The sequence below is a fragment of the Rhodobacter ferrooxidans genome (assembly GCF_000176015.1).
GTDB classification, from domain to species: domain Bacteria; phylum Pseudomonadota; class Alphaproteobacteria; order Rhodobacterales; family Rhodobacteraceae; genus Pseudorhodobacter_B; species Pseudorhodobacter_B ferrooxidans.
In genome coordinates this window covers 18526-40913 of record NZ_ACYY01000016.1, presented here as the reverse complement: position 1 = coordinate 40913, position 22388 = coordinate 18526, and the positions used below count along the sequence as shown (strand labels likewise).

The window sequence follows — 22388 nt, the reverse complement described above, 5'->3', positions numbered from 1 at the left end:
GCTTCGCAGGTTGCGGGAAATTCGGCAAGAAAGCCCGTGGGTCTTGTTCCGTGCCAGTGCAGGGGCTACATCCTTGGCCATGAGAATACGCAATCCCTTTGCAGTGCAGCCGCCGTGGGTGGCGGTGATCCGGCTTTCCGGTGCCATCGGTGCCGGCGGGCGCACCGGTGCTGGTCTTAGTGACGAGGCGTTGGCCCCGGTGATCGAGCGGGCGTTTTCGCGCGGCAAGCCGAAAGCCGTGGCGCTGGTGATCAATTCGCCCGGTGGCTCGGCGGTGCAGTCGAGCCTGATTGCCGCCCGCATCCGGCGACTTTCCAAGGAAAAGAAAGTGCCGGTGCACGCCTTTGTCGAGGATGTGGCGGCCTCGGGCGGCTATTGGCTGGCCTGCGCGGCGGATCACATCTGGGTCGATGACAGCTCGATCGTCGGCTCGATCGGGGTGATTTTCGCCAGCTTCGGTTTTCCCGAACTGATGAAGCGGCAGGGAGTCGAGCGGCGGGTGCATACCGCGGGCCGCTCGAAAAGCCTGGCCGACCCGTTCCTGCCGGAAAAACCCGAAGATGCGGCGCGGCTGCTGGCGCTGGCGGCGCCGATCCATCAGGCGTTCATTGCGCATGTGAAGGCGCGGCGTGGGGCGCGGCTGGCCGAGGCCGATCTCTTCAACGCCGATGTCTGGGTGGGGCAACAGGCGGTCGATCTGGGGTTGGCCGATGGCGTGGCGCATCTGGTGCCCAAGCTGAAGGCGCTTTACGGCGACAAGGTCGATCTGGTGCCCTACGGACGGCGGCGGTCGCTGTTCCAGCGGTTCGGCGCCCGCATGGTCGGCGACGCGCTGGCCGAGGTGGAAGAGCGCGCCCTGTGGTCGCGGTTCGGGCTTTAGATGCTGGTCAAGGTCATCCTGCTGTTTCTGGTGGCGATGGCGGTGCTGGCGCTGTTCGGGCGGCTGCGCTTTCCGGCGACGTTGAGGCGGCGCTTGGTCGGCAGACCGGCGAAATGCCCGAAATGCGGCCAATACATCATCGGCGCTGGCGGTTGCGATTGCGGCAAGCCGCGCGCGGGCAAGGAATAGACGATCTTGACCATGGACCTGATCTATGTGGCGCTTGGGCTGGTGATACTGGTCTTTGCGGGCGATGCGCTGGTGAAGGGGGCGGTCAACCTCAGCCTGCGGCTGGGGATTCCGGCGCTGGTGGTGGGGCTGACCGTGGTGGCCTTTGGCACCTCGGCACCCGAGATGCTGGTGTCGGTCAAGGCGGCAATGGCCGGGCAGCCCGGCATCGCGCTGGGCAACGTGGTGGGGTCGAACACCGTCAACGTGCTGCTGGTGCTGGGGATTCCGGCGCTGCTGGCCACCATCCATTCCAGTCGGCTTGAACTGCGGCGCAGCTATGCCATCATGGTGGCATCGGCGCTTTTGTTCATCGGGCTTTGCTTTCTGGGGCCGATCACCTGGTGGCACGCGCTGATCCTGCTGGTCGGGCTGGCGCTGATGCTGTGGGACAGTTTCCGCAGCACCGAGCAGACGCGGGTCGAGTCTGACGACGCCGATATCGAAGGTGCCGACCCCAACATGCCCTGGCCGCTGGTGATCGCCTGGCTGGCGGGCGGCCTGATCGGCCTGCCGGTCGGCGCGGATTTTCTGGTGGAAGGCTCGGTCAACATCGCCCGGGTGCTGGGGGTCAGCGAGACCGTGATCGGGCTGACGCTGGTGGCCATTGGCACCTCGTTGCCGGAACTGGCGACCAGCATCGCGGCGGCGCTGAAGGGGCAGGCCGATGTGGCGATGGGCAACGTCATCGGCTCGAACATCTTCAACCTGCTGGGCATCATCGGCGTGGCCGGTCTGGTGGGCGATCTGGCGGTGCCGGTGCAGATGCTGCGGCTGGACCTGTGGGTGATGCTGGCGGCGACGCTGCTGCTGGTGCCATTCGTGCTGATGAAACGCGATATCACCCGGGTTGTCGGGGCGGGGTTCATCGCGATCTATGCGGCCTATGCCGCCGTGCTGGTGCTGTGATGGCGCGGGCGCTGGTCACCGGTGGGGCAAAGCGGCTGGGCCGGGCGATGGCGCTGTATCTGGCCGGGCGCGGCTTTGATGTGGCGGTGCATTTCGCGGGGTCCGAGGACGATGCCGCCGCGGTGGTGGCGGAAATCTCCGCCCTTGGCCGCCGTGCCGTGGCCTTGCAGGCCGATCTGCTGATCGAGGCGGAAACCGCCGGGTTGATCGCGCGGGCAGCCGATGCCCTGAGCGGGCCGCTGAGCCTGCTGGTCAACAACGCCTCGATCTTCGAATATGACACCCTGGCGTCGGCCACCCGGGAAAGCTGGGACCGGCATATCGAAAGCAACCTGCGGGCGCCCTTCGTGCTGACCCAGGGCTTTGCCGCGCAGGCCCCCGCGCCGATTCCGGACGATCTGGGCGAGCCGGTGGCGCAGGCGCTGGTGGTCAACATGATCGACCAGCGGGTGCTGAAACTGACGCCGGAATTCATGACCTACACGCTGGCCAAGATGGGCCTTTGGGCGCTGACCCAGACCGCGGCGCAGGCCCTGGCGCCGCGGGTGCGGGTCAATGCCATCGGTCCGGGGCCGACCCTGCAAGGCGCGCGGCAGACCCCCGAACACTTTGCCCGCCAACGCGGCGCCACCGTTCTGGGGCGGGGTGCCAATGCGTCGGATATCACCGCGGCGCTGGGCTTTTTCCTCGATTCGCCTGCCGTTACCGGCCAGCTTCTGTGCATCGACGGCGGTCAGCATCTGGCGTGGAAAACCCCTGATATCCTTGGGGTTGAGTGACCCCTGCGAAAAGTTGTCCCATTTCCGCCAAGCCCTTCACGCAGGCGTTACAAATGTTCTGGGAAATCAACTAATTGCCATGTGAAAAGAAAAACCCCTATCCTTTTCAATGACTTGAAAAACAGCCTAAAAAATAGGCAACCCGAAGAACCGGGCCGAAAACAAGGAAAATTCCGGGCTTTCGGAAAGTTCTCCGCCAAGTTACCCACAGAAACGGTGGACTCCTTTGCTCTTGCCCTCGGCTTGCTATCATTGCAGCGAGGCAGAGGAATCGGTGACTCTGGAAAGGTGCTTTGTCGTGACGGCTGAAGACGTGGAAAATGGCAGCGGTGCCTCCGGTCAGGCGGTGATTCAGGCCTGCCTGAAAGGCCTTGATGGCAGCCCCGGTGTGTACCGGATGCTGAACTCGGCGTCGGAAGTGCTGTATGTCGGCAAGGCGCGCAATCTGCGGGCGCGGGTGTCGAATTATGCCCGCGCCTCGGGCCATTCTGGGCGGATTGCCCGGATGATTTCCGAAACCGCCAGCATGATGTTTCTGACCACCCGCACCGAGACCGAGGCGCTGCTGCTGGAGCAGAACCTGATCAAGCAGCTTAAACCGCGCTACAACGTGCTCTTGCGCGACGACAAGTCGTTTCCCGATATCGTCATCCCCAGCGGCCACCCCTTCCCGATGATCCGCAAGCATCGCGGCAAGCGGTCGGAACCCGGCAGCTATTTCGGCCCCTTCGCCAGTGCAGGTGCCGTGAACCGCACGCTGAACCAGTTGCAGCGGGTGTTCTTGCTGCGCACCTGCACCGATGCGGTGTTCGATGGCCGCACGCGGCCCTGCCTGCTTTACCAGATCAAGCGCTGTGCCGCCCCCTGCGTCGGCAAGGTCACGCCCGAGGATTATGCCACCCTGCTGGCCGATGCCACGAAGTTCCTGCAAGGCCGCTCCACCACGGTTCAGGCCAATCTGGCCCGCGCGATGGCCGAGGCGTCCGAGGCGATGGAGTTCGAGCGCGCTGCCGCCCTGCGCGACCGCATCAAGGCACTGACCCAGGTGCAATCGGCGCAGGGCATCAACCCGCGCGGTGTGGCCGAGGCCGATGTGATCGCGCTGCATCTGGAGGGCGGGCAGGCCTGCGTGCAGGTGTTCTTCATCCGCGCCAACCAAAGCTGGGGCAACCGCGATTTCTATCCGCGAACCGGGGCGGGGGCCGAGGCGCCCGAGATCATGGAGGCGTTCCTGGCGCAGTTCTACGACGACAAGGAGCCGCCGCGGCTGATCCTGCTGTCGCATCCCGTGGATAACCCCGATCTGGTGACGCAGCTTCTGTCGGATCGCGCCGGGCGCAAGGTGACGCTGGGGGTGCCGCAGCGCGGGGAAAAGGCCGAGCTGGTGGAAAACGCCGCCCGCAACGCCCGCGAAAGCCTGGCGCGCAAGGTGGCCGAGGGCGCCTCGCAGAACCGCCTGCTGGCCGGGCTGGCCGAGGCGTTTGATCTGGACGCGCCGCCGAAGCGGATCGAGGTTTACGACAACTCGCATATTCAGGGCAGCAATGCCGTGGGCGGCATGATCGTCGCCGGGGCCGAGGGGTTCCTTAAAAGCCAGTATCGCAAGTTCAACATCAAATCCGACGCCGGGGCGAATTCCGACGATTTCGGCATGATGAAAGAGGTGCTGACCCGCCGCTTTGAACGGTTGCTGAAGGAAGACCCGGATCGCAAATCCGACGCCTGGCCCGACCTTCTGCTGATCGACGGTGGTGCCGGGCAGGTGTCGGTGGTGGCCGAGATCATGGCGGGCCTCGGGGTCGATGACATCGCCATGGTCGGCGTGGCCAAGGGGGTGGACCGCGATGCCGGCAAGGAGGAATTCCACCGCCCCGGCCAGCGGCCCTTTGCGCTGCGGATGAACGACCCGGTGCTGTATTTCGTGCAACGCCTGCGTGACGAGGCGCACCGCTGGGCGATTGGTGCCCACCGGGCCAAGCGCGCCAAGGCGGTATCGGCCACACCGCTGGATGAAATTCCGGGCGTGGGCGCTGCACGCAAGAAGGCGCTGCTGGCGCATTTCGGCAGCGCCAAGGCGGTTTCGCGCGCCGGGATTTCCGACCTGATGGCGGTCACCGGCATTTCGGCGGCCATGGCGCAAACCATTTCGGACCATTTCAACGCCCGCGGCTGACCGCCCCCGCCGCCGCGATTGCCCGGGGTTGGCATTTGTGATAAACTTCAGGTTGAACTGAACGGCAGGCGACGCACTTCATATTGAAGTTCCCGCAAGACGCCGCCGCCTCGAACCAGAGGAGTTCCGCCATGACCCAAGCCAGAAAACCGGTGTATCATCAAGACCCCGGCGGGCACGATACCTGCGGGCCGGGCGGGTGCGGCGGCAGTCTCACCGTGCCCGGCAGTTTTGTGCTGCAGGCGAACAATGCGTTCAAATACATCCTGAACCTGCCGATTGCAGTCTGGGGCACGGATTTCGAGGCGGCGCTGGCTCAGGCCAAGCAGACCGGTGGCATCGTGATGGCCGATTTCAGCGCAACCAACTGCTGGCACTGCCAGCTTTTGCGCAAGACCGTGTTCGACACGCCGTATTTCACCTTCTGGGTGCAGATGAGATCGGCGGTCCGCCCGATCATCCTGTTCCGGCACGAGATTGCCAATTTCGGGCTGCCGGATGCGCTGTGCAAGAAATGCGATGTCGGCGTGCAGGGCGGCACCGGCTTCCCCTCCGTGATCGGGCTGAATGCCGATGGCAGCGAACGCGGGCGGCAGGTCGGCTTCGGCAACGATACCCTGATGTGGCAGTGGCTGGCGGGATTCGAGTCGGCGGCGGCGCTGGACCAGTCGCCCTGACCCGCAGCCCTTGCCGGGGCCGCACCTGTCAGTTCAGTTCGCGAAGGTGACGCAACCAAGCTGCAAGCTGTCCCAGGCATAGCCATTGACCCGGAATTGCGAGATCCGCCCCTCGTCGGTTCTTGCACAGACAAAGCTGCCCACCGGCAGCGTCATCAGCGGAATGGGGTCCGTGGTGAAGTCTGCCGCCGCGCAGCCGTCATAGCCGCGGTCTGATCCGTCACCAAGCGCCAGCAGCGCCCCATTCTGCGGCTCGATGAAGCGGGTGGCCGGGTCATAGACCCGATACCAGATATCCGTGCCGTCGCCGCCCATCACGCCGTTGTCCAGATTGGCCGTCCAGGTGGCGGGAATGTTCAGCGGCCCGGTCGCATGGATGCTGGGCGCGGCCCCTGTCAGGTTCGGCTCCACCCAGGCGCCGGTATAGACCGCCACGGACGAGGCCTTGTCGTTCATCAGAGGACCCAGCATCGGCATGTCTGCCGTCACATTGCGGCAGAACGGCTTCAGGTTCTGCTCGACGCACAGCCGCGCCCGACCGGCGCCGAACACCCGCACCGAGCTTATCTTGTCGGTGAACTGCGCGTTCAGCGTTGGCAGGATGCCGGCACCATAGCAGAACGAGGCCCCGCCGAAGTTCGGCTCGACGTAAAAGCAGGCCTGATCGCCCACGGGGGGGGCGCCCGGTGCCGGGGCCTGATCGCCCGCGGGTGGTTCGCTTGCTGGCGTGTCTGCCGGTGCCGCACCGCCAGCACAGGCAAAGGCAAAGCCCGGTCCGTCGGCATCACGGCTGATGCGAAGGCGACACTCTGGCCCACCGCCCGGCACGCCGGGGGCGGTGGTCAGGTAGTTCGAGGCCACCCAGCCCTCTGGCCCGTCATGGGTGATACGACACCAGCCGTTGCGCCGACATTCGCGGATATCGACCACTTCGCCGGGGGTCAGCGTGTCCAGAACGCGGAAACGAGTGCCCGAGCCTGACCGCACGTTCAGGTCGGTGATGGCCGCAGCAGGCTCTGCCGCTGCGGCGATGGTCGAGGCGAGCAGGCCAAGGCCCGAAAGGGAAAGGCGGAAAAAACGGCGGGACAGTCTCATTGCAGAACATTCCCTTTCTCGGTCCGGCTGCCGATTTGTGCCACGGCGCGACCTTCGGTGGAACCAATAATTTCCATGTGCCCCCCGCCGCGTCGGCCCTGTGGCAGACCAACACCGCATCGCCGCAGGCCGGCACCACGAAAGCATTTCCCCTTTCCCCCAACGGCTTTCCCCTGCTATCCATCGCCCATGCAGTGGAACATTCCGAACACTCTGACGGTTCTTCGCCTTCTCGCAGCACCAGGCGTGCCGATCATGTTTCTGTATTTCCACCGCCCCTGGGCCGACTGGTTCGCGCTGTCGCTGTTCATCAGCGCCGCCATCACCGACTATTTCGACGGCTATCTGGCGCGTCTGTGGAAGCAGGAATCCAAGTTCGGCACCATGCTGGACCCGATTGCCGACAAGGCGATGGTGGTGATCGCCCTGTTGATCATCACCGGCTATTCCGGGATGAACCCCTGGCTGATCCTGCCTGCCACGGTCATCCTGTTCCGCGAAGTCTTTGTCGGCGGCCTGCGCGAATTCCTCGGCTCCAAGGCCGGGCTGTTGAAGGTGACCAAACTGGCCAAGTGGAAGACCACGGCGCAGATGGTGGCCATCGCCGTGCTGTTCCTTGGCACCGGTCTGGAACATCTGGAAGGCATCGCGCGGCAGGGCATGACCCCCGAGCAATACGCCGATCTGGTGACCCAAGGACTGGCCGACCCGATCCGCTCTTGCGGCACCCGCGGCTGTTCGTCCTATGCCACGCTGGTTGGCCTGACCCTGATCTGGATCGCGGCGGTGCTGACCTTCCTCACCGGTTGGGAGTATTTCCGCAAATCCCTGCCCTACCTGCGGGACGACGCATGATCGACGTGCTGTATTTCGCCTGGCTGCGCGAACGCATCGGGGTGCCGCGCGAACAGGTGGAAACCAGCGCCGCCACGGTGGCCGATCTGGTGGCCGAACTGGTGGCCCGCGAAGAGCGTTACGCGCTGGCCTTTGCCGATCGCGCCAGCCTGCGGGTGGCGCTGGACCAGCAGCTTGCCGGTTTCGACGCCCCCCTGGCCGGCGTGCGCGAGGTCGCGTTCTTTCCACCGATGACTGGCGGCTGAGATGCGGCTTTCGGTGCAGCCCGAGGCTTTCGATCCGGGCGCCGAGGCGAACTGTTTTGCTGCCGGGGCAAGTGGCGCCGGGGCCATCGTCACCTTCACTGGTCTGGTGCGCAACAGTGCCGCGGGCGACCTGCTGGCGATGCAGATCGAGCATTACCCCGGCATGACCGAAACCGCGATTGCCGCGATGATGGATCAGGCGCAGGCGCGCTGGTCGCTGATCGACGCGTTGGTGATCCACCGCCATGGCCGCCTGTTGCCCGGCGATGTCATCATGATGGTCGCCACCGCTGCCGCCCACCGGGCCGAGGCCTTTGCGGCGGCGGAATTCCTGATGGACTACCTGAAATCCCGCGCGCCGTTCTGGAAATGCGAGATCACACCCGCGGGCGCGCATTGGGTGGCCGCGAAAGACAGCGACGAGGCAGCCCTGACCCGCTGGTAGTCAGCGCCCGAACTGCCCGGCCCAGGCGGGTTGCAAATCTCCCGGCATCGGCTCGGCCAGATACACCGCCCGCGCTATTGCCCGCGCCAGACAGCAGGCGGCGGCGTGGCCCAGCAGGAAGGTGTCGGCCAGCGGCTCGGCCAGCACCCGCGCCCCGGTGCTGGCGGCAAACACCAGATCGCCATCCATCGGCGTGTGCGACGGCACGATGGCCCGCGCCATGCCGTCATGCGCCGCCGTGGCCAGCCGCAACGCCTGCGCCTGGGTCAGCGCCGCATCGGTGGCAACGATGGCCAGCGTGGTGGCCGCCCCCATCCGCTTTCGGGGCTGCGGCTCGTCGTCGGGGGTAAACTGGAACGGCAGCCCCAGCCCGCCGAACTCGCCGCCCAACTCCCAGGGGGCGGCCCAGAACTGCGGCCCGTCGCCCACCGTCACCGACCCCAGCGCGTTCACCGCCACCAGCGCCCCCACCGTCACCCCGTTGGCCAGCACCGCCGAGGCCGACCCCAGCCCGCCCTTCCAAAGCCCGGTCAACGCCCCATACCCCGCCCCGGCGCTGCCCAGGGCAAACTCCACGGCCGCCGCCTGCAAGGCCGCACGCCCCAACGCCTTGTAAGGATTGTCACGCCACGCCTTGTCGCCGCCGTTCAACAAGTCGAACAAGATCGCCCCCGGCACGATCGGCACCCGCACCGGCCCCACCGCAAACCCCCGCCCCAGCGCCGCCAACCCATCCGCCACCCCCGAGGCCGCATCCAACCCAAACGCCGACCCGCCCGAAAGCACCAAGGCATCGACTTGCTGCACCAGCCGGTCCGGCGCCAGCAGATCGGTCTCGCGCGTCCCCGGCGCCCCACCCATCACCTGCACCGCCGCAGTAAACGGCGCCGCCCCCAGCAATACCGTCGCCCCCGACCGCAACCCCGCATCCTGCGCATTGCCCACCAGCAGCCCCGGCACATCGGTAATCAGGTTCCGCGCCCCAGCCCTCATTCTCAAACCCTTCATCTGTTCTCAAATATCCTCGGGGGGAGCCGCTGATGCCATCAGCGGCCGGGGGGCAGACAGCCCCCGCCTTGCCACCATGCCAGACGGCAAGGCCGGATGTCACGCCGTCCTGCCAGAATTGCCGCACCAGCGAGGGTATTTAAGCCCAGAAGAATCCGCCAGCACAGGCTTGCCAAGCGCCGATTTGCCGGGCATTTTGGCGGCAGGCCGTGGCGATGGCGTCGTCACAGGGAAACCGCTTCCCTCTGCTTGCAGGTGATCCTGCTGTCGTCCTGCACGCCGGGATCTTTCGGGGTCTCGCGGCACGCGCATACCCCCTTGATGAGGTCTGAAATGACGCTGGAACGCCCGGAACAGTATCGCTTTCACAATGGCACCAAGGCACTGCTGCCCTTTGCCCCCGAGGAATACGACGACCGCATCGCCGGTCTGCGCGACATCATGGAGCTGCACGGACTGGATGCCGTGGTGCTGACCTCGATGCACAACGTCGCCTACTATTCGGGGTTCCTGTATTGCAGCTTCGGGCGGCCCTATGCCTGCGTGGTGACCGCCACCGAATGTGTGACCATTTCGGCGGGCATCGACGCGGGTCAGCCCTGGCGCCGCAGCCATGGCGACAACATCACCTATACCGACTGGAAGCGCGACAACATGTGGCGGGCGGTGGCCTCGGTCACCGGCACCGGCAAGGCCATCGGCTGCGAGGCCGACCACCTGACGCTGGAACGCTCGGAAAAGCTGAACGCTTTTCTTGCCCCCAAACGCGGCATGGATATCGCCCCCGCCACCATGGCGCAGCGCATGATGAAATCACCCGCCGAGATCGCGCTGATCAAGCACGGCGCCAATGTGGCCGACGTCGGTGGCTATGCCATCCGCGAGGCGGTGCGCGAGGGGGTGACCGAACTGGAGGTCTCCATCGCCGGTCGCGACGCCATGGAGCGCGAGATTGCCAAACGCTTCCCCGATGCCGAATACCGCGACACCTGGGTGTGGTTCCAGTCGGGCATCAACACCGACGGCGCCCACAACCCGGTCACCAACCGCAAGTTGAAACGCGGCGATATCCTGTCGCTGAACTGCTTTCCAATGATCTCGGGCTACTACACAGCACTTGAACGCACCATGTTCGTGGGCGAGGTCGATCCGGCCAGTCTGCAAATCTGGCAGGCCAACATCGCCGCGCATGAATTCGGCATGAAACTGTTGCGGGCGGGCAGTTCCTGTTCCGCCATCACCGCCGAGATCAACGACTTCCTGGCCGAGCGGCAATTGCTGCAATACCGCACCTTCGGCTATGGCCACAGCTTCGGCGTGCTGTCGCATTTCTATGGCCGCGAGGCCGGGCTGGAACTGCGCGAGGATATCGACACCGTGCTGGAACCCGGCATGGTGATCTCGATGGAGCCGATGCTGACCATCCCCGAAGGCCAGCCCGGCGCCGGTGGCTACCGCGAGCATGACATCTTCGTGGTCACCGAGGACGGGCCGGAAGACATCACCCATTACCCCTATGGCCCGGAATTCAACGTCGTGGGGTAACCGCGAGACATCGCGGGCAGTGGTCATTTCCATGGCAAATTCCATGGAATCGCTGCTGCCCGAAAGCATGTTGGCGTCTGGAATGAACCTTTTCAGCATCATGCCAGCAAGGCACGCCGGTGCCGATCAGGATCGGATTCCGGCGTTTCTGCCTGTCCGCAGCATGAAACCCTTCCTTTGTTGCCACGGCGCCGCGCTTTTCTTTCCGGTCGGTGACACGGGGGCTTGACGCAGCGCAGCGGCTTTGCCCTTTGTTGCGCCACTCCGTTTACCTTCCAGCAGAGATTGCCGTGACACCCATGCTCAGCCGCCTGATTTCGCTTGCCTTTGTTCTGGTCCTTTCAGCCTGTGCCGCCGAACCGCCCAAACCCGTGGTGGTTCCGGGCTATGAAGCGGTGCAGGATGGGGAATTCTTCATTCAGGCGGTGGATCCGCAATATCTGCAAGGCTCTGTGCCACGCGCCGAGGTGGATTATGCGGCATCGGACCGTCCGGGGACCATCGTGGTCGATACCCATGCGCGCAGGCTTTACTATGTGCTCGAAGGCGGGCGGGCGATGCGTTACACCATCGCCGTTGGTCGCGCCGGGCTTGCCTTCCGCGGGGGCGGCTACATCGGGCGCAAGGAAGAGTGGCCGTCCTGGACGCCCACCGCCAACATGCTGCGCACTCAGGGTGACATGTATCGTGACTATGCCGGCGGCTTGCCGGGCGGGCTTTCAAACCCGCTGGGCGCGCGGGCGATGTATCTTTACCGCAATGGCCATGACACCTACTTCCGTATTCATGGCACCTCGGATGTCACCTCGATCGGGCGGGCGACCTCGGCGGGCTGCATCCGGCTGTTCAACCAGGATGCGATCGACCTTTACAACCGCGTCGGGCACGGCGCGCATGTGAAGGTGCGCAGCCTGGAGGAATCCTTGGCCATCGAAGGCCCGATGATGGATGACGACGGCGGCCATGCCGTGCCCTATGTGCCGGGTGCCACAGCGGCGGTTCCGACCGATACGGCCGAGGCCAACGGCTGAACGCGGGCAGCGGTTTCATTGCGCCACGGTTCCTCTGAAAACGCCGGTCTGACCCCGTGTCGGACCGGCGTTCTGCTGTTTGCAGCGCGGCGTCAGAAGTTGATGTGCTTCTTGAAATCGCCCACCAGCCGTTCCCAGATATCCAGACTGTCGCGGAAATTTTCGTCCGAAATGCCGCCGAAATCCAGATTGAAGTCCATTTCGATGAACGGGTCCATCTCGTTGTCAAGGTAGGCCTTGCCGTAGCGTTTGTCGCGGTTCCAGTCGTTCACCACCTGCAAGCTGCTGCCCTTGGTCAGATCGAAGCCCGAGGAAAACTGAATCGAGTCGCAGGCCTTGCCGTTGGTGCAGCCATAGAAATAGATCGAGAAATTCGACCCGCCGGACGAGGAATCGATCTTGGGGTCGCCCTGGTCATCGGTGCCAAGGTTGGCGCGATAGCCGAAATTCCGCATCAGTTCGGCAATGGCGGCCGGATTGTCGGCCAACACGTCGCCGGATACAGCCGGGCCGGCCAGCGTTGCGGCAAGGACAAGCGAAAACAATTGCAGTTTCATGAATATCTCCGGGGTTGGTGACGAAGGTCATGGTGCGACAGCGGGCAAATTGCGTCAACGGTCTTGCTGTGCTGGGGTGGCGGCGACTGTCGGCAACCGGTCTGACGCAGCGTTGGCCTGTGAAGCGGCATGCTGCTAGACTGGCTGTCCTGTGGTGGTTGTGATCGAACGGGTTCAAAAAGGAGGCTGTCATGCGCATCTCAGAGTTCAAGGGCGCGGCGGCGTCGATGCTGTTTGCGCTGGCTTTGGCGGGGTGCGTGACGGGCAGTGCCAACCTGTCGGCCGATGTGGCACGGCATTATGCGGCAGCGGTGGATGGCGGCTTTGCCATGGCGGCGGTGCCAAGGGCGTATCTGACCGAACGCAATCGCCGCGTGACCGTCGCCTATACCGGGCCAGAGCCGGTGGGGACCGTCGTGGTCGATCCCTATGCGCGCTATCTGTATCTGGTCACCGGCCCGCAACGGGCCCTGCGCTATGGCATTGCCGTGGGCGAGCAGGGGCGCAACTTTTCGGGGTCGGCGGTGGTGCGGCGCAAGCAACATTGGCCGTCCTGGACGCCCACGCCGAACATGATCCGCACCAACCCCGAGCTTTACGCGCCCTATGCCCGCGGTCTGCCCGGCGGGCCGCCCAACCCGATGGGGGCGCGGGCGCTGTATCTGTATCAGGGCGGGCGCGACACCTTCTACCGTATTCACGGCACGCAGGAATCCAGTGCCGTGGGCAAGGCGACTGTGGCAGGCTGCATCCGGCTGTTCAATCAGGACGCCATCGACCTGTTCGACCGGGTGCCGCTGGGGGCGCAGGTCAAGGTGCGCAGTGCTGCGGAATCGCAGCGGCTGGAAGGGGTTCTGCGGCAGGGGGCCGATGGCTATCTGGTGCAGGCCAGCCCGCCACCGGCCTGAGATCACACCCTGATCACATAGTCTTTCAGCGTCGGTTCAAGCACCGTCCAGATGCCGCGAAAGCCGGGCCGGATGATGTGGCTGTCGCCGGGGTTCAGCGTGATGGTCTGGCCATCGGCATCTGTCAGTTGCGAGCGGCCCTCAAGTATATGGAAATACTCCCATTCGTCATAGGCCACCCGCCAGGCGCCGATGGTGGAGTGCCACAAGCCGCAATACAGCCCGTCGCGGTCTTCGAAATTCCAGGTGCTGTGCAGCGGATCGCCGGAAATCAGCTTCGCCGGGTCGGGGCGGCTGATCTCGGGGGGGATGCCGTCGCGGTTCAGGCGGGTGTGCAGGGGCATGGGGCCTCTCGGTTTGGGGTTTGCCACATTCGACCTGCGCCGGAGAGCCGGGTCAAGCGGCGGTTTTCGCCGCAGTGCAGCGTGGCAAGTTCTGCTGGTGCGGCATCGGGGGCAGGGCTATAAAGCCGCAACCGCCCCTTACATGACGGAGCCGCGCCATGAGTGCCTCGACCCCCCTGCGCCCGACGCTGCCTGCCGATATTCTGGCCCGCAAGGGCGGCGTGCCGATCGTCTGCCTGACCGCCTATACCACGCCGGTGGCGCGGCTGGTCGATGCGCATTGCGACATCGCGCTGGTCGGCGACTCGGTGGGGATGGTGCTGCACGGCCTGCCCTCGACCCTTGGTGTGACGCTGGAGATGATGATCCTGCATGGCAAAGCCGTGGTGCGGGGCGCCGAGAAGGCCATGGTGGTGATCGACATGCCGTTTGGCAGCTATGAGGAAGGCCCGGCGCAGGCCTTTCGCAACGCCAGCCGGTTGATGGCCGAAACCGGCGCGGCGGCGGTGAAGTTGGAGGGTGGGGTGCATATGCGCGACACCATCGCTTTTCTGGTGGCGCGCGGCGTGCCGGTGATGGCGCATGTGGGCCTCACACCGCAGGCGGTGAACACGCTGGGCGGCTACAAGGTGCAGGGCCGCGATGCCGATGCCGCGCGGGTGATGGCGGATGCCGAGGCGGTGCAGGCCGCGGGCGCCTTCTCGGTGGTGCTGGAAAAGGTGCCCGAGGGGTTGGCGGCGCGGATCACCCAGACCCTGAGCATCCCCACCATCGGCATCGGCGCCGGGGTGCGCTGCGACGGGCAGATATTGGTGGTGGATGACATGCTGGGCATGTTCACCGCCTTCCGCCCGAAGTTCGTGAAACGCTATGCCGATCTGGGGCAGGCGGCGGATGCGGCCATCGCCGATTATGCCGCCGAGGTGCGCGCCCGCACCTTCCCGGCGCCTGAACATGCGTTCCCCGATGTGGTGCCGGTGAAGAAATGACCCCGATTGTCCGGACGGTCGCCGACCTGCGCCAGACGGTGCGCGGCTGGAAAGCGGCGGGCGAAGTGGTGGGCGTCGTGCCGACCATGGGGGCGCTGCATGACGGCCATCTGTCGCTGGCCCGTGCCGCTCGGCGCGACTGCGACCGGGTGATCACCACGATCTTCGTGAACCCCAAGCAGTTCAACAACCCCGATGATCTGAAGAAATACCCCCGCACCGAGGAAGCCGACGCCGCCTTGCTGGCCACGGTGCCGGTGGACCTGATCTTCGCCCCCGCAGCGGAGGAGGTTTACCCCGAGGGCTTTGCCACCACGGTGTCGGTTTCGGGCGTGTCGGAGCCGCTGGAGGGTCGGATGCGCCCCGGGCATTTCGACGGGGTGGCGACGGTGGTGGCCAAGCTGTTCGGCATGACTCTGGCCGACCGCGGCTATTTCGGCCAGAAGGACTGGCAGCAGTTGCAGGTGGTGCAGAAGCTGGTGCTGGACCTGAATCTGGCGGTGGAGATTGTCGGCTGCGAGACCATCCGCGAGGTGGACGGGCTTGCGATGAGTTCGCGCAACGCCCGGCTGACCGAGGCCGGGCGGGTGAAGGCACCGGTGCTGTTTGCCGCGATCACGGCGGCGGCGGCGGATATAAGGGCCGGGCAATCCGACCGCATGGCGATTCGCGAGGCCGCCGAGAAGGTGCGGGCGGCGGGTTTTGATCGGGTCGAATACATCGAGTTGCGCGACGCGGGCACGCTGCTGCCCTCGGACGACCCGACCCGGCCGCGCCGGATGCTGGCGGCGGCCTGGCTGGACGGCGTGCGGCTGATCGACAATATTCCGGTCTAGGGGAAGCAGCCGGGGGGCCAGCCCCCCCCAGCCCGGCTACGGGCCGGGCGTTCTTCGCTGAAAACCTTCCACTGGAAGGTTTTCCGGGCGCTCATCACCCCCCGGGATATTTGAGAACAGATGAAAAGGGTTAGCCAAGCAGATCGGCCAGCACCAGCGCCATGACCTTGGCGCTGTCGGTCATGTCCTGGATGCCGATCCATTCGTCGGGCTGGTGTGCCAGATGCAAAAGGCCGGGGCCGTAGGCGATGCAGTTGTGCAGTCGGCCGATGCGGTCGATGTGTTTCTGGTCGTAGGTGCCGGGCGAGACCACATATTGCGCCTGCCGGGCCAGCACCCGTTCGATGGCGGCGGCGGTTGTGCGCACCACCGGGGCGTCGCGGTCGGTCAGGGTGGGCTGCACCTCGAAGAGGTCGCGGACCTCGTAGGTGAAGCCGGGGCGTTGGGCTTTCACGGTTTCCAGCAGGGCGGTGAGTTCGGCTTTGACCTGCGCGATGTCTTCCTCGATCAGGAAGCGGCGATCCAGGATGATGCGGCAGCGGTCGGCGACGCAGGGGGTGGGCAGGCCGGTGTAATCGGGGTCAGGCTCGGCCTCGCCGCCGTGGACCGAGTTGATGTTCAGCGTCGATTGCCGGGCCTGTTCGGGGACGACCGGCATGGCGGTGTGTTTGCTGGCCAGCAGCGGGTAAAGCACGGTTTCGATCTGGTGCAGCACGGCGCCCATGTGGCGGATCGCGCTGTCGCCCAGAAAAGGCATCGAGCCGTGGGCGATGCGGCCAAAGGTTTCCACCTCGGCCCACCAGACGCCGCGATGGCCAAGGCAGATGCGGTCCTTGTGCAGCGGCTCGGGGATGATGACGTGCTGCACATGGGCGAAGGCGCCCTGTTCGGCAAGGTAGGCCACGCCGCCAAAGCCGCCGGATTCCTCGTCTGCCGTGGCGGACAATTCGATGCTGCCGCGGAAATCGGGGTGGGTGGCAATGAACGCCTCGGCGGCGATGATCGAGGCGGCAAGACCGCCCTTCATGTCGCAAGCCCCGCGGCCATAGATGCGGTCGCCTTCGATTGCGCCGCCGAACGGGTCGCGAGTCCAGCCATGGCCGACTTCGACCACATCATGGTGCGAATTGAAATGCACGCAATCGCCGGGGGCGGCGCCTTCGATCCGGGCGATCAGGTTCCAGCGCGGGTGGGCGTCGCTGTCGCCGGGGGTGCCATAGGCACGGATCAACCGGGTGGAAAAGCCAGCGGCAGTCAGGCGCGCGGCCAGGAAATCGCAGATATCGCGGTAGTTCAGGCCGGGCGGGTTCAGCGTCGGGATGCGGATCAGGCTTTGGGTCAGCGCGATCAGCCCGTCGCGGCGGGCGTCGATCTCGGCAAGGAGGCGGGCGGTCTGCATGGGGCAAGCTTGCCCGCCACGGGCGGTTTCGGCAAGAGCCGGGCGCGGCGGGGATTGGCCAATTTTCAGGATCGGCTTGCCCGGGCGGCGGTTTCAGGTATGGACAGGGCAGGCCGGACCTGGCGATCTTACAACGATGGGAAACGACATGAGTGAACGCTGCACGTTCTACCGGACCGAAATCAAGGTGCTGCGGGCCAATGCCCACCGCCCCGGCCAGCGCGAGTTTGCGCCGCAGCGGGTGGCGGTGCCCTTTTGCACCCATGCCGCCAGCATCGCGCCGAAGGGGTCGGACAAGCCGCTGGACTGCGGTGGCGATCTGGGCAAATGCCCGATTGCCGACAAGCTGTAAGGCAAAGGGGGCGCTGCCCCCCGCCTGCGGCGCCCCCCGGGATATTTGGGCAAAGGTGAATGGGGGCGCGGCCATCTGGCGGATTTCCTGATGCGGCAAAACGCGCTATGCAAGAGTTGCTTTGACCCCGAGCGGCCACAGGAAAGGCAAGGCTATGATGGGCATTTTGCGACTGATTCTGTTCGGCTTTGTCGGGCTGACGGTGGTGTTCGTGCTGGTCTCGATCTATGCCCGCTCGGTGCAGCGCGAGGAACTGGAAAAGCAATTCGACGCCGGGGGTGTGGACGGCGACCGCGATGCCTATATAGAGGCAGGCATGAGGGATTATCGCCGCAGCCTGCGGGCCAAACTGGTGTGGCTGGTCTATGTGGTGCCGACAGTGGTCTTTGGCGTGCTGTTCTATGTTCTGAACTTCGGGTGAGGCTGACATGCGTTATGTGAAATGGACCTTCTGGGGCACGATCCTGCTGATTGTGCTCAGCTTTGCGCATTACACGCTGCCGCAACATGACATCGTGCGCATCGTTGGCACCAACACCCAGCGCATGGACTTGGGCGAGAACAGCTGGTTCTTTGCCGCCCCGGATGTCGGCACCGATGGCACCATCTCGAACAGCCGCGATGTGAAATTCATCCAGGCCATCCAGCAGGACGGCGATCCGATGGTCTATCGCAACGAGGATACCGGCTGGGGCTGGCCGCCGTATTTCAAGGTCAACAGCTTTGATGTGCAGGCGGCCGCGACCGACCTGACCTCGACCGAAGCATCGCCGAAATGGGTGGCGATCACCCACTACGGTTGGCGAAACCAGTTGTTCACCATCTTCCCGAACGCCGTTTCGGTGCGGCAGGTGGCGGGGCCGGATGTTTCGATCTGGCCGTGGTTCAATACGCTTTTCATCGCGCTGGTGGCCTTTTTGCTGCTGATGCTGCGGCGGATGTGGTTGCAGTTCCGCGAGCGCACCATCGAGCCTGCGATGGATGACGTGAACAACGCGCTGGACGCGGTGGATGCAAGCGCGGATGCCGCCCGTGACAAGGCCCGCGGGCTGTGGAGCAGGCTGACCGGGCGCGGCAAGTGAAGCCGGTGATGCGCCGGTCCTGACCGCAGTTTCTTGGTTCAGGCCCAGTCGCCTTCAAAGTCGCGCGGCACCAGCAGGTTTTCGCGGCGCAGCGACTTGACGTCACGCTCGCCGCACAGTGCCATCGACACGTCCAACTCTTTCTGGATCACCTCCAGCGCCTTGCTTACCCCGGCCTCGCCCATGGCACCCAGGCCATAGATGTACGAGCGGCCGATCCAGGTGCCTTTGGCCCCCAAGGCCAGCGCTTTCAGCACGTCCTGACCCGAGCGGATGCCGCCGTCCATATGCACCTCGATCCGCTCGCCGACTGCCGCCACAATAGAGGGCAACATGCGGATGGCCGACAGCGCCCCGTCCAGTTGCCGGCCGCCGTGGTTCGAGACGATGATGGCATCGGCCCCGAAATCGGCGGCAAGGCGGGCGTCGTCGGCGTCGAGGATGCCCTTCAGGATCAGCTTGCCGCCCCATTGGTCGCGGATGCGGGCGATCTTGGTCCAGTCCAGCTGGGTGTCGAACTGCTCGGCGGTCCAGCTTGTCAGGCTGGAGGTGTTGCCGACCCCCTTGGCATGGCCGACGATATTGCCAAAGCTGCGACGTTTGGTGCCAAGCATCTCCAGCCCCCAGGCCCATTTGGTGGCCAGATCGGCCAGCACCGGCAGCGTCAGCTTGGGGGGCGCGGACAGGCCGTTTTTCAGATCCTTGTGGCGCTGGCCAAGGATTTGCAGATCCAGCGTCAGCACCAGCGCCGAGCATTTGGCGGCTTTGGCGCGTTCGAGGATCGCATCGACGAAATCCTCGTCGCGCATCACGTAAAGCTGAAACCAGAACGGCGCGGGGCTGTGGGCGGCAACATCCTCGATCGAACAGATCGACATGGTCGAAAGGGTGAACGGCACGCCGAACCGCGCCGCCGCGCGTGCCGCCTTGATCTCGCCATCCGCCGCTTGCATGCCGGTCAGCCCGACCGGCGACAGCGCCACCGGCATCGCGACCGGCTGGCCGATCATCGTGCTGGCGGTCGAGCGGTCCGACATATCGACCGCAACCTTCTGGCGAAGCCGCAACTGGCTGAAATCACTGACATTGTCTCGAAAGGTCTGCTCGGTGTAGCTGCCGCTTTCGCAATAGTCGTAGAACATCTTCGGCACGCGGCGTTTATAGATGCGCTTCAGGTCTTCGATGCAGGTGATCACGGGCATGGCGGCATCCTTTGCGGCACGGCGTGCTGGATTGATAGCGCCGCTTCCGGGGTGGGCGCAATGGTCAGCGCCGCAGGTAAGCCTCGAACGCCGCAAGCGTGGCGGCGGAGACGTGATGCTCCATGCCTTCGGCGTCGATCTCGGCGGCATCGGCGGGCACGCCCAGCGCCAGCAGCACATCCACCACGATGCGGTGGCGGGCGCGGACGCGGGCGGCCATGGCGTTGCCCGCCTCGGTCAGGAACACACCGCGATAGGGGCGCGACACCGCCAGGCCTTCGCGCTTCAGCCGGGCCACGGCCTTGGTGGCGGTGGGGTGGGTGACGCCCATCAGGTGTGCGATATCGGTGATCCGGGCCTCGCCATGGGCGCGCACCAGATCGTCGATCATCTCGGTGTAATCCTCCAGCAGGGTCATCGACTGTGCGGTGCGGGCATGGCTGAAGCGGTCGGCCTGGGCGGCGGCGTCGCTGTCGGGCAGGGGGGGATGCGGCACCGGCGTTGTCCTGTTTCTGGGCCGGGGCTGGCCCGGGATGGACGATCCTTTCCTGAAAATCGCGGCAGAAGATAGAGCCAAGGCTACAATTTGGCAGCTTTGTTGCATCGACTCCCGTTTTGTTGAACTGGCTACGGGAATTTGCCGATTGACAAAGGTGTAGCCTAGGCTTCACTTCGGCAGATGCAACGCGGAGAAACCAGTCGTATGCCTGACGGCAAACCAGACCTGTCCATGACTGGCCGCACCCGCAGCGGCATGGCGGCGGTGCTGGCGGGCAAGCGCGGCGGGCCGGGGTCGGTGTGGCTGTTCGCCGGGCCGGCAATCATCGCCTCGATCGCCTATATGGACCCCGGCAACTATGCCACCAACATCCAGGCCGGGGCGGGTTACGGCTTTGCCCTGCTGTGGGTGGTGCTGATGGCCAACCTGATCGCCATGCTGTTCCAGGGGCTGTCGGCACGGGTCGGCATCGTCACCGGCAAGAACCTGGCAGAGTTGTGCCGCGACAATTTTCCAAGGCCGGTGGTCATGGTCATGTGGGTGATTTCCGAGATCGCCGCCATGGCCACCGATCTGGCGGAATTTCTGGGTGGTGCGATTGGTCTGGCGCTGCTGTTCGACATGCCGCTGATGGCGGGGATGGCGGTCACCGCCATCGTGACCTACGGCATCCTGATGTTCGAGGGCCGCGGCTTCCGGCCGATGGAGCTGATCATCGGTGCCTTGGTGGCGGTGATCGGGCTTTGCTACCTGATCGAGATTTTCATCGCCCCCATCGTGTGGTCCGAAGCCGCACGCGGGCTGGTGTTGCCGCAGATCCCCGATGCCGCGGCGCTGACCATCGCGGTGGGGATCATCGGTGCCACGGTGATGCCACATGCGATTTACCTACATTCCGGCCTGACGCAGTCGCGCGCGCCGCTGCGAAACGAGGCCGAGCGGCGCAAGCTGTTGCGTTTTTCGAACATCGAGGTGGTTCTGGCCTTGGCGGTGGCCGGGCTGGTGAACATGGCGATGGTGATGATGGCAGCATCGGCCTTTCATGCCGGGCACAGCGATGTGGCGGAAATCGAGACCGCCTATCACACGCTGACGCCCTTGTTGGGCGGAGCGGCGGCGGCGGTGTTTCTGACCTCGCTGATCGTGTCGGGCATCTCCAGTTCGGTGGTGGGCACCATGGCCGGGCAGATGATCATGCAGGGTTTCGTGCGCATCCGCATCCCGATCTGGCTGCGGCGGCTGGTGACGATGGTGCCGGCTTTTGCCGTGGTGGCCTGGGGGGTGAACCCGACGCAGGCGCTGGTGATGAGCCAGGTGGTGCTGAGCATCGCGCTGCCGGTGCCGATGCTGGCGCTGGTGATCTTTACCAGCCGGTCCGACATCATGGGGCCTTACGTCAACCGGCCGCTGGTGCGCAATCTGGCGATCCTGGGGGCGGTGGTGGTGCTGTCGCTGAACGCGGTGCTGCTGGTGCAGACCTTCGGCGTGCCGATCCCGGGGCTTTCATAGGGCCTCAGGCCCGGTGCGCGCCCGCGGCCAGCGCCGCCACATTGGCCAGCACCTCGGCCACCGGCTTGCCCGCGCCGATGTCCTTGACGATGGCCGACCCCACCACGCAGCCATCGGCAATCGCGGCGATGCCCTGGGCGGCGTCGGGCGTGGAAATGCCGAAACCCACGATCACCGGCAGGTCGGTCTTGGCCTTGATCCGCGCCACTTCCGGCGCCACGTCGGCCGGATTGGCCGCCGCCGCCCCGGTGATGCCGTTGATCGAAACGTAGTAGAGAAAGCCCGAGGTGTTTTGCAGCACCTTCGGCAGGCGTTTGGCATCGGTGGTGGGCGTGGCCAGCCGGATGAAGTTCAGCCCCGCCGCCTGCGCCGGGATACAAAGTTCGGCATCCTCCTCGGGCGGCAGATCGACCACGATCAGCCCGTCGATCCCCGCCGCTTTGGCATCGACCAGAAACTTCGCCACGCCGCGCGAATAGATCGGATTGTAATAGCCCATCAGCACGATCGGCGTGGTGTTGTCGGACTTGCGGAAGGCTGCCGCCATATCGAGGGTCTTTTGCAGCGTCTGCCCGCCCTCCAGCGAGCGTTGGCCCGCCAACTGGATGGTGGGGCCATCGGCCATCGGGTCGGTGAAGGGCATCCCCAGTTCGATGATATCGACGCCCGCCCCCGGCAGGCCCTGCATCACCGCCGCCGAGGTTGCCAGATCAGGGTCGCCCGCCATGATATAGGCCACGAAAGCCTTCTTGCCCTCGGCCCGCAGCGCGGCGAATTTGGCGTCGATCCTGGTCATCTGGCTTCCCCTGCAAGTGCTGGCAGGGGTTTGCGCGATGCCGCC

General features: G+C 65.2%; 27 protein-coding genes. 19 read left to right on the top strand and 8 right to left on the bottom strand.

The annotated features are described in order from the left end of the window. Positions 1-79: 79 nt before the first annotated feature. From RSW2DRAFT_RS12085 to RSW2DRAFT_RS12060, 6 genes are all read left to right on the top strand, one after another. Entirely contained in the window at positions 80-880 is an 801-nt protein-coding gene (locus RSW2DRAFT_RS12085) for a S49 family peptidase (protein ID WP_008031363.1), read from the top strand. After that, positions 881-1069 (top strand): hypothetical protein, encoded by a 189-nt coding sequence (locus tag RSW2DRAFT_RS12080; protein WP_008031361.1) that lies wholly within the window; start codon positions 881-883, stop codon positions 1067-1069. A gap of 12 nt (positions 1070-1081) precedes the next feature. Further along, on the top strand, positions 1082-2017 hold the full coding sequence (locus tag RSW2DRAFT_RS12075; RefSeq protein ID WP_040672121.1) for a calcium/sodium antiporter: 936 nt from the start codon (positions 1082-1084) through the stop codon (positions 2015-2017). Continuing rightward, a complete protein-coding gene (locus RSW2DRAFT_RS12070) occupies positions 2017-2796 on the top strand; it encodes an SDR family oxidoreductase (protein ID WP_008031357.1) in 780 nt (259 codons plus the stop codon). The genes RSW2DRAFT_RS12075 and RSW2DRAFT_RS12070 overlap by 1 nt, the downstream gene beginning before the upstream one ends. A 298-nt stretch (positions 2797-3094) precedes the next feature. Continuing rightward, positions 3095-4969, top strand: a complete 1875-nt coding sequence (uvrC, locus tag RSW2DRAFT_RS12065) for an excinuclease ABC subunit UvrC (protein ID WP_050786816.1) — start codon at positions 3095-3097, stop codon at positions 4967-4969. Between the two features lie 131 nt (positions 4970-5100). Continuing rightward, the gene (locus RSW2DRAFT_RS12060) at positions 5101-5646 is read left to right on the top strand and encodes a thioredoxin family protein (protein WP_008031354.1); all 546 of its coding nucleotides are present in this window, start codon (positions 5101-5103) and stop codon (positions 5644-5646) included. Positions 5647-5679: 33 nt separating this feature from the next. On the opposite strand, the gene RSW2DRAFT_RS17190 is transcribed toward RSW2DRAFT_RS12060, so the two are convergent. Beyond that, positions 5680-6741, bottom strand: coding sequence for an SH3 domain-containing protein (locus RSW2DRAFT_RS17190; RefSeq protein ID WP_008031351.1), 1062 nt, complete (start codon positions 6739-6741; stop codon positions 5680-5682). A gap of 189 nt (positions 6742-6930) precedes the next feature. Here RSW2DRAFT_RS17190 and pgsA point away from each other — a divergent pair, with 189 nt between their 5' ends. Genes pgsA through RSW2DRAFT_RS12040 form a run of 3 tightly spaced genes read left to right on the top strand, consistent with a single transcriptional unit; the run spans position 6931 to position 8286 of the window. Continuing rightward, the gene (pgsA, locus tag RSW2DRAFT_RS12050) at positions 6931-7596 is read left to right on the top strand and encodes a CDP-diacylglycerol--glycerol-3-phosphate 3-phosphatidyltransferase (RefSeq protein WP_040672120.1); all 666 of its coding nucleotides are present in this window, start codon (positions 6931-6933) and stop codon (positions 7594-7596) included. Then, positions 7593-7841, top strand: a complete 249-nt coding sequence (gene moaD / locus RSW2DRAFT_RS12045) for a molybdopterin converting factor subunit 1 (RefSeq protein ID WP_008031346.1) — start codon at positions 7593-7595, stop codon at positions 7839-7841. Before pgsA ends, moaD begins: the two co-directional genes overlap by 4 nt. A gap of 1 nt (position 7842) precedes the next feature. Continuing rightward, the gene (locus tag RSW2DRAFT_RS12040; RefSeq protein ID WP_008031344.1) at positions 7843-8286 is read left to right on the top strand and encodes a molybdenum cofactor biosynthesis protein MoaE; all 444 of its coding nucleotides are present in this window, start codon (positions 7843-7845) and stop codon (positions 8284-8286) included. Here RSW2DRAFT_RS12040 and RSW2DRAFT_RS12035 read toward each other — a convergent pair whose 3' ends face one another. Further along, the gene (locus tag RSW2DRAFT_RS12035) at positions 8287-9279 is read right to left on the bottom strand and encodes a P1 family peptidase (RefSeq protein WP_040672119.1); all 993 of its coding nucleotides are present in this window, start codon (positions 9277-9279) and stop codon (positions 8287-8289) included. 354 nt (positions 9280-9633) lie between these two features. Here RSW2DRAFT_RS12035 and RSW2DRAFT_RS12030 point away from each other — a divergent pair, with 354 nt between their 5' ends. The 3 genes from RSW2DRAFT_RS12030 to RSW2DRAFT_RS12020 all read left to right on the top strand — a co-directional run bounded on the left by RSW2DRAFT_RS12030 (position 9634) and on the right by RSW2DRAFT_RS12020 (position 11870). Further along, the gene (locus tag RSW2DRAFT_RS12030; protein ID WP_156790707.1) at positions 9634-10839 is read left to right on the top strand and encodes an aminopeptidase P family protein; all 1206 of its coding nucleotides are present in this window, start codon (positions 9634-9636) and stop codon (positions 10837-10839) included. A gap of 43 nt (positions 10840-10882) precedes the next feature. Next, positions 10883-11068, top strand: a complete 186-nt coding sequence (locus tag RSW2DRAFT_RS12025; protein WP_040672117.1) for a hypothetical protein — start codon at positions 10883-10885, stop codon at positions 11066-11068. Positions 11069-11138: 70 nt separating this feature from the next. Continuing rightward, complete coding sequence (locus RSW2DRAFT_RS12020) at positions 11139-11870, top strand: L,D-transpeptidase (RefSeq protein WP_008031339.1); 732 nt, start codon at positions 11139-11141, stop codon at positions 11868-11870. 92 nt (positions 11871-11962) lie between these two features. Here the strand turns inward: RSW2DRAFT_RS12020 and RSW2DRAFT_RS12015 are convergent, their stop codons facing one another. Then, positions 11963-12427, bottom strand: a complete 465-nt coding sequence (locus tag RSW2DRAFT_RS12015) for a YbjN domain-containing protein (protein WP_008031338.1) — start codon at positions 12425-12427, stop codon at positions 11963-11965. 191 nt (positions 12428-12618) lie between these two features. On the opposite strand from RSW2DRAFT_RS12015, the gene RSW2DRAFT_RS12010 reads away from it, so the two are divergent. After that, positions 12619-13335, top strand: a complete 717-nt coding sequence (locus RSW2DRAFT_RS12010; RefSeq protein WP_008031336.1) for a L,D-transpeptidase — start codon at positions 12619-12621, stop codon at positions 13333-13335. 2 nt (positions 13336-13337) lie between these two features. On the opposite strand, the gene RSW2DRAFT_RS12005 is transcribed toward RSW2DRAFT_RS12010, so the two are convergent. Continuing rightward, entirely contained in the window at positions 13338-13679 is a 342-nt protein-coding gene (locus RSW2DRAFT_RS12005) for a cupin domain-containing protein (RefSeq protein ID WP_008031334.1), read from the bottom strand. Positions 13680-13837: 158 nt separating this feature from the next. On the opposite strand from RSW2DRAFT_RS12005, the gene panB reads away from it, so the two are divergent. Further along, positions 13838-14668, top strand: a complete 831-nt coding sequence (gene panB, locus RSW2DRAFT_RS12000; RefSeq protein ID WP_008031332.1) for a 3-methyl-2-oxobutanoate hydroxymethyltransferase — start codon at positions 13838-13840, stop codon at positions 14666-14668. After that, complete coding sequence (gene panC, locus RSW2DRAFT_RS11995) at positions 14665-15504, top strand: pantoate--beta-alanine ligase (RefSeq protein WP_008031329.1); 840 nt, start codon at positions 14665-14667, stop codon at positions 15502-15504. Before panB ends, panC begins: the two co-directional genes overlap by 4 nt. A 130-nt stretch (positions 15505-15634) precedes the next feature. Here the strand turns inward: panC and RSW2DRAFT_RS11990 are convergent, their stop codons facing one another. Next, on the bottom strand, positions 15635-16903 hold the full coding sequence (locus tag RSW2DRAFT_RS11990) for an acetylornithine deacetylase/succinyl-diaminopimelate desuccinylase family protein (protein ID WP_008031328.1): 1269 nt from the start codon (positions 16901-16903) through the stop codon (positions 15635-15637). A gap of 148 nt (positions 16904-17051) precedes the next feature. Between RSW2DRAFT_RS11990 and RSW2DRAFT_RS11985 the strand changes: the two genes are divergently transcribed. The 3 genes from RSW2DRAFT_RS11985 to RSW2DRAFT_RS11975 all read left to right on the top strand — a co-directional run bounded on the left by RSW2DRAFT_RS11985 (position 17052) and on the right by RSW2DRAFT_RS11975 (position 18337). Continuing rightward, positions 17052-17255, top strand: coding sequence for a hypothetical protein (locus RSW2DRAFT_RS11985; RefSeq protein WP_008031326.1), 204 nt, complete (start codon positions 17052-17054; stop codon positions 17253-17255). A 157-nt stretch (positions 17256-17412) separates the two neighbouring features. Then, the gene (locus RSW2DRAFT_RS11980) at positions 17413-17676 is read left to right on the top strand and encodes a hypothetical protein (RefSeq protein WP_050786815.1); all 264 of its coding nucleotides are present in this window, start codon (positions 17413-17415) and stop codon (positions 17674-17676) included. Between the two features lie 7 nt (positions 17677-17683). Next, positions 17684-18337, top strand: coding sequence for a DUF1523 family protein (locus tag RSW2DRAFT_RS11975; RefSeq protein ID WP_008031323.1), 654 nt, complete (start codon positions 17684-17686; stop codon positions 18335-18337). 38 nt (positions 18338-18375) lie between these two features. Here the strand turns inward: RSW2DRAFT_RS11975 and RSW2DRAFT_RS11970 are convergent, their stop codons facing one another. Both RSW2DRAFT_RS11970 and mntR read right to left on the bottom strand, forming a co-directional pair. Next, positions 18376-19539, bottom strand: a complete 1164-nt coding sequence (locus RSW2DRAFT_RS11970) for an alpha-hydroxy acid oxidase (protein WP_008031322.1) — start codon at positions 19537-19539, stop codon at positions 18376-18378. 64 nt (positions 19540-19603) lie between these two features. Further along, on the bottom strand, positions 19604-20035 hold the full coding sequence (mntR, locus tag RSW2DRAFT_RS11965) for a manganese-binding transcriptional regulator MntR (RefSeq protein ID WP_008031319.1): 432 nt from the start codon (positions 20033-20035) through the stop codon (positions 19604-19606). 234 nt (positions 20036-20269) lie between these two features. On the opposite strand from mntR, the gene RSW2DRAFT_RS11960 reads away from it, so the two are divergent. Next, positions 20270-21547 carry an Nramp family divalent metal transporter gene (locus RSW2DRAFT_RS11960; RefSeq protein ID WP_232209683.1) on the top strand — a complete coding sequence of 426 codons (1278 nt, stop codon included), beginning with the start codon at positions 20270-20272 and terminating at the stop codon, positions 21545-21547. 4 nt (positions 21548-21551) lie between these two features. Here RSW2DRAFT_RS11960 and trpA read toward each other — a convergent pair whose 3' ends face one another. Next, positions 21552-22343 (bottom strand): tryptophan synthase subunit alpha, encoded by a 792-nt coding sequence (trpA, locus tag RSW2DRAFT_RS11955; RefSeq protein ID WP_008031314.1) that lies wholly within the window; start codon positions 22341-22343, stop codon positions 21552-21554. Positions 22344-22388 lie beyond the last annotated feature (45 nt).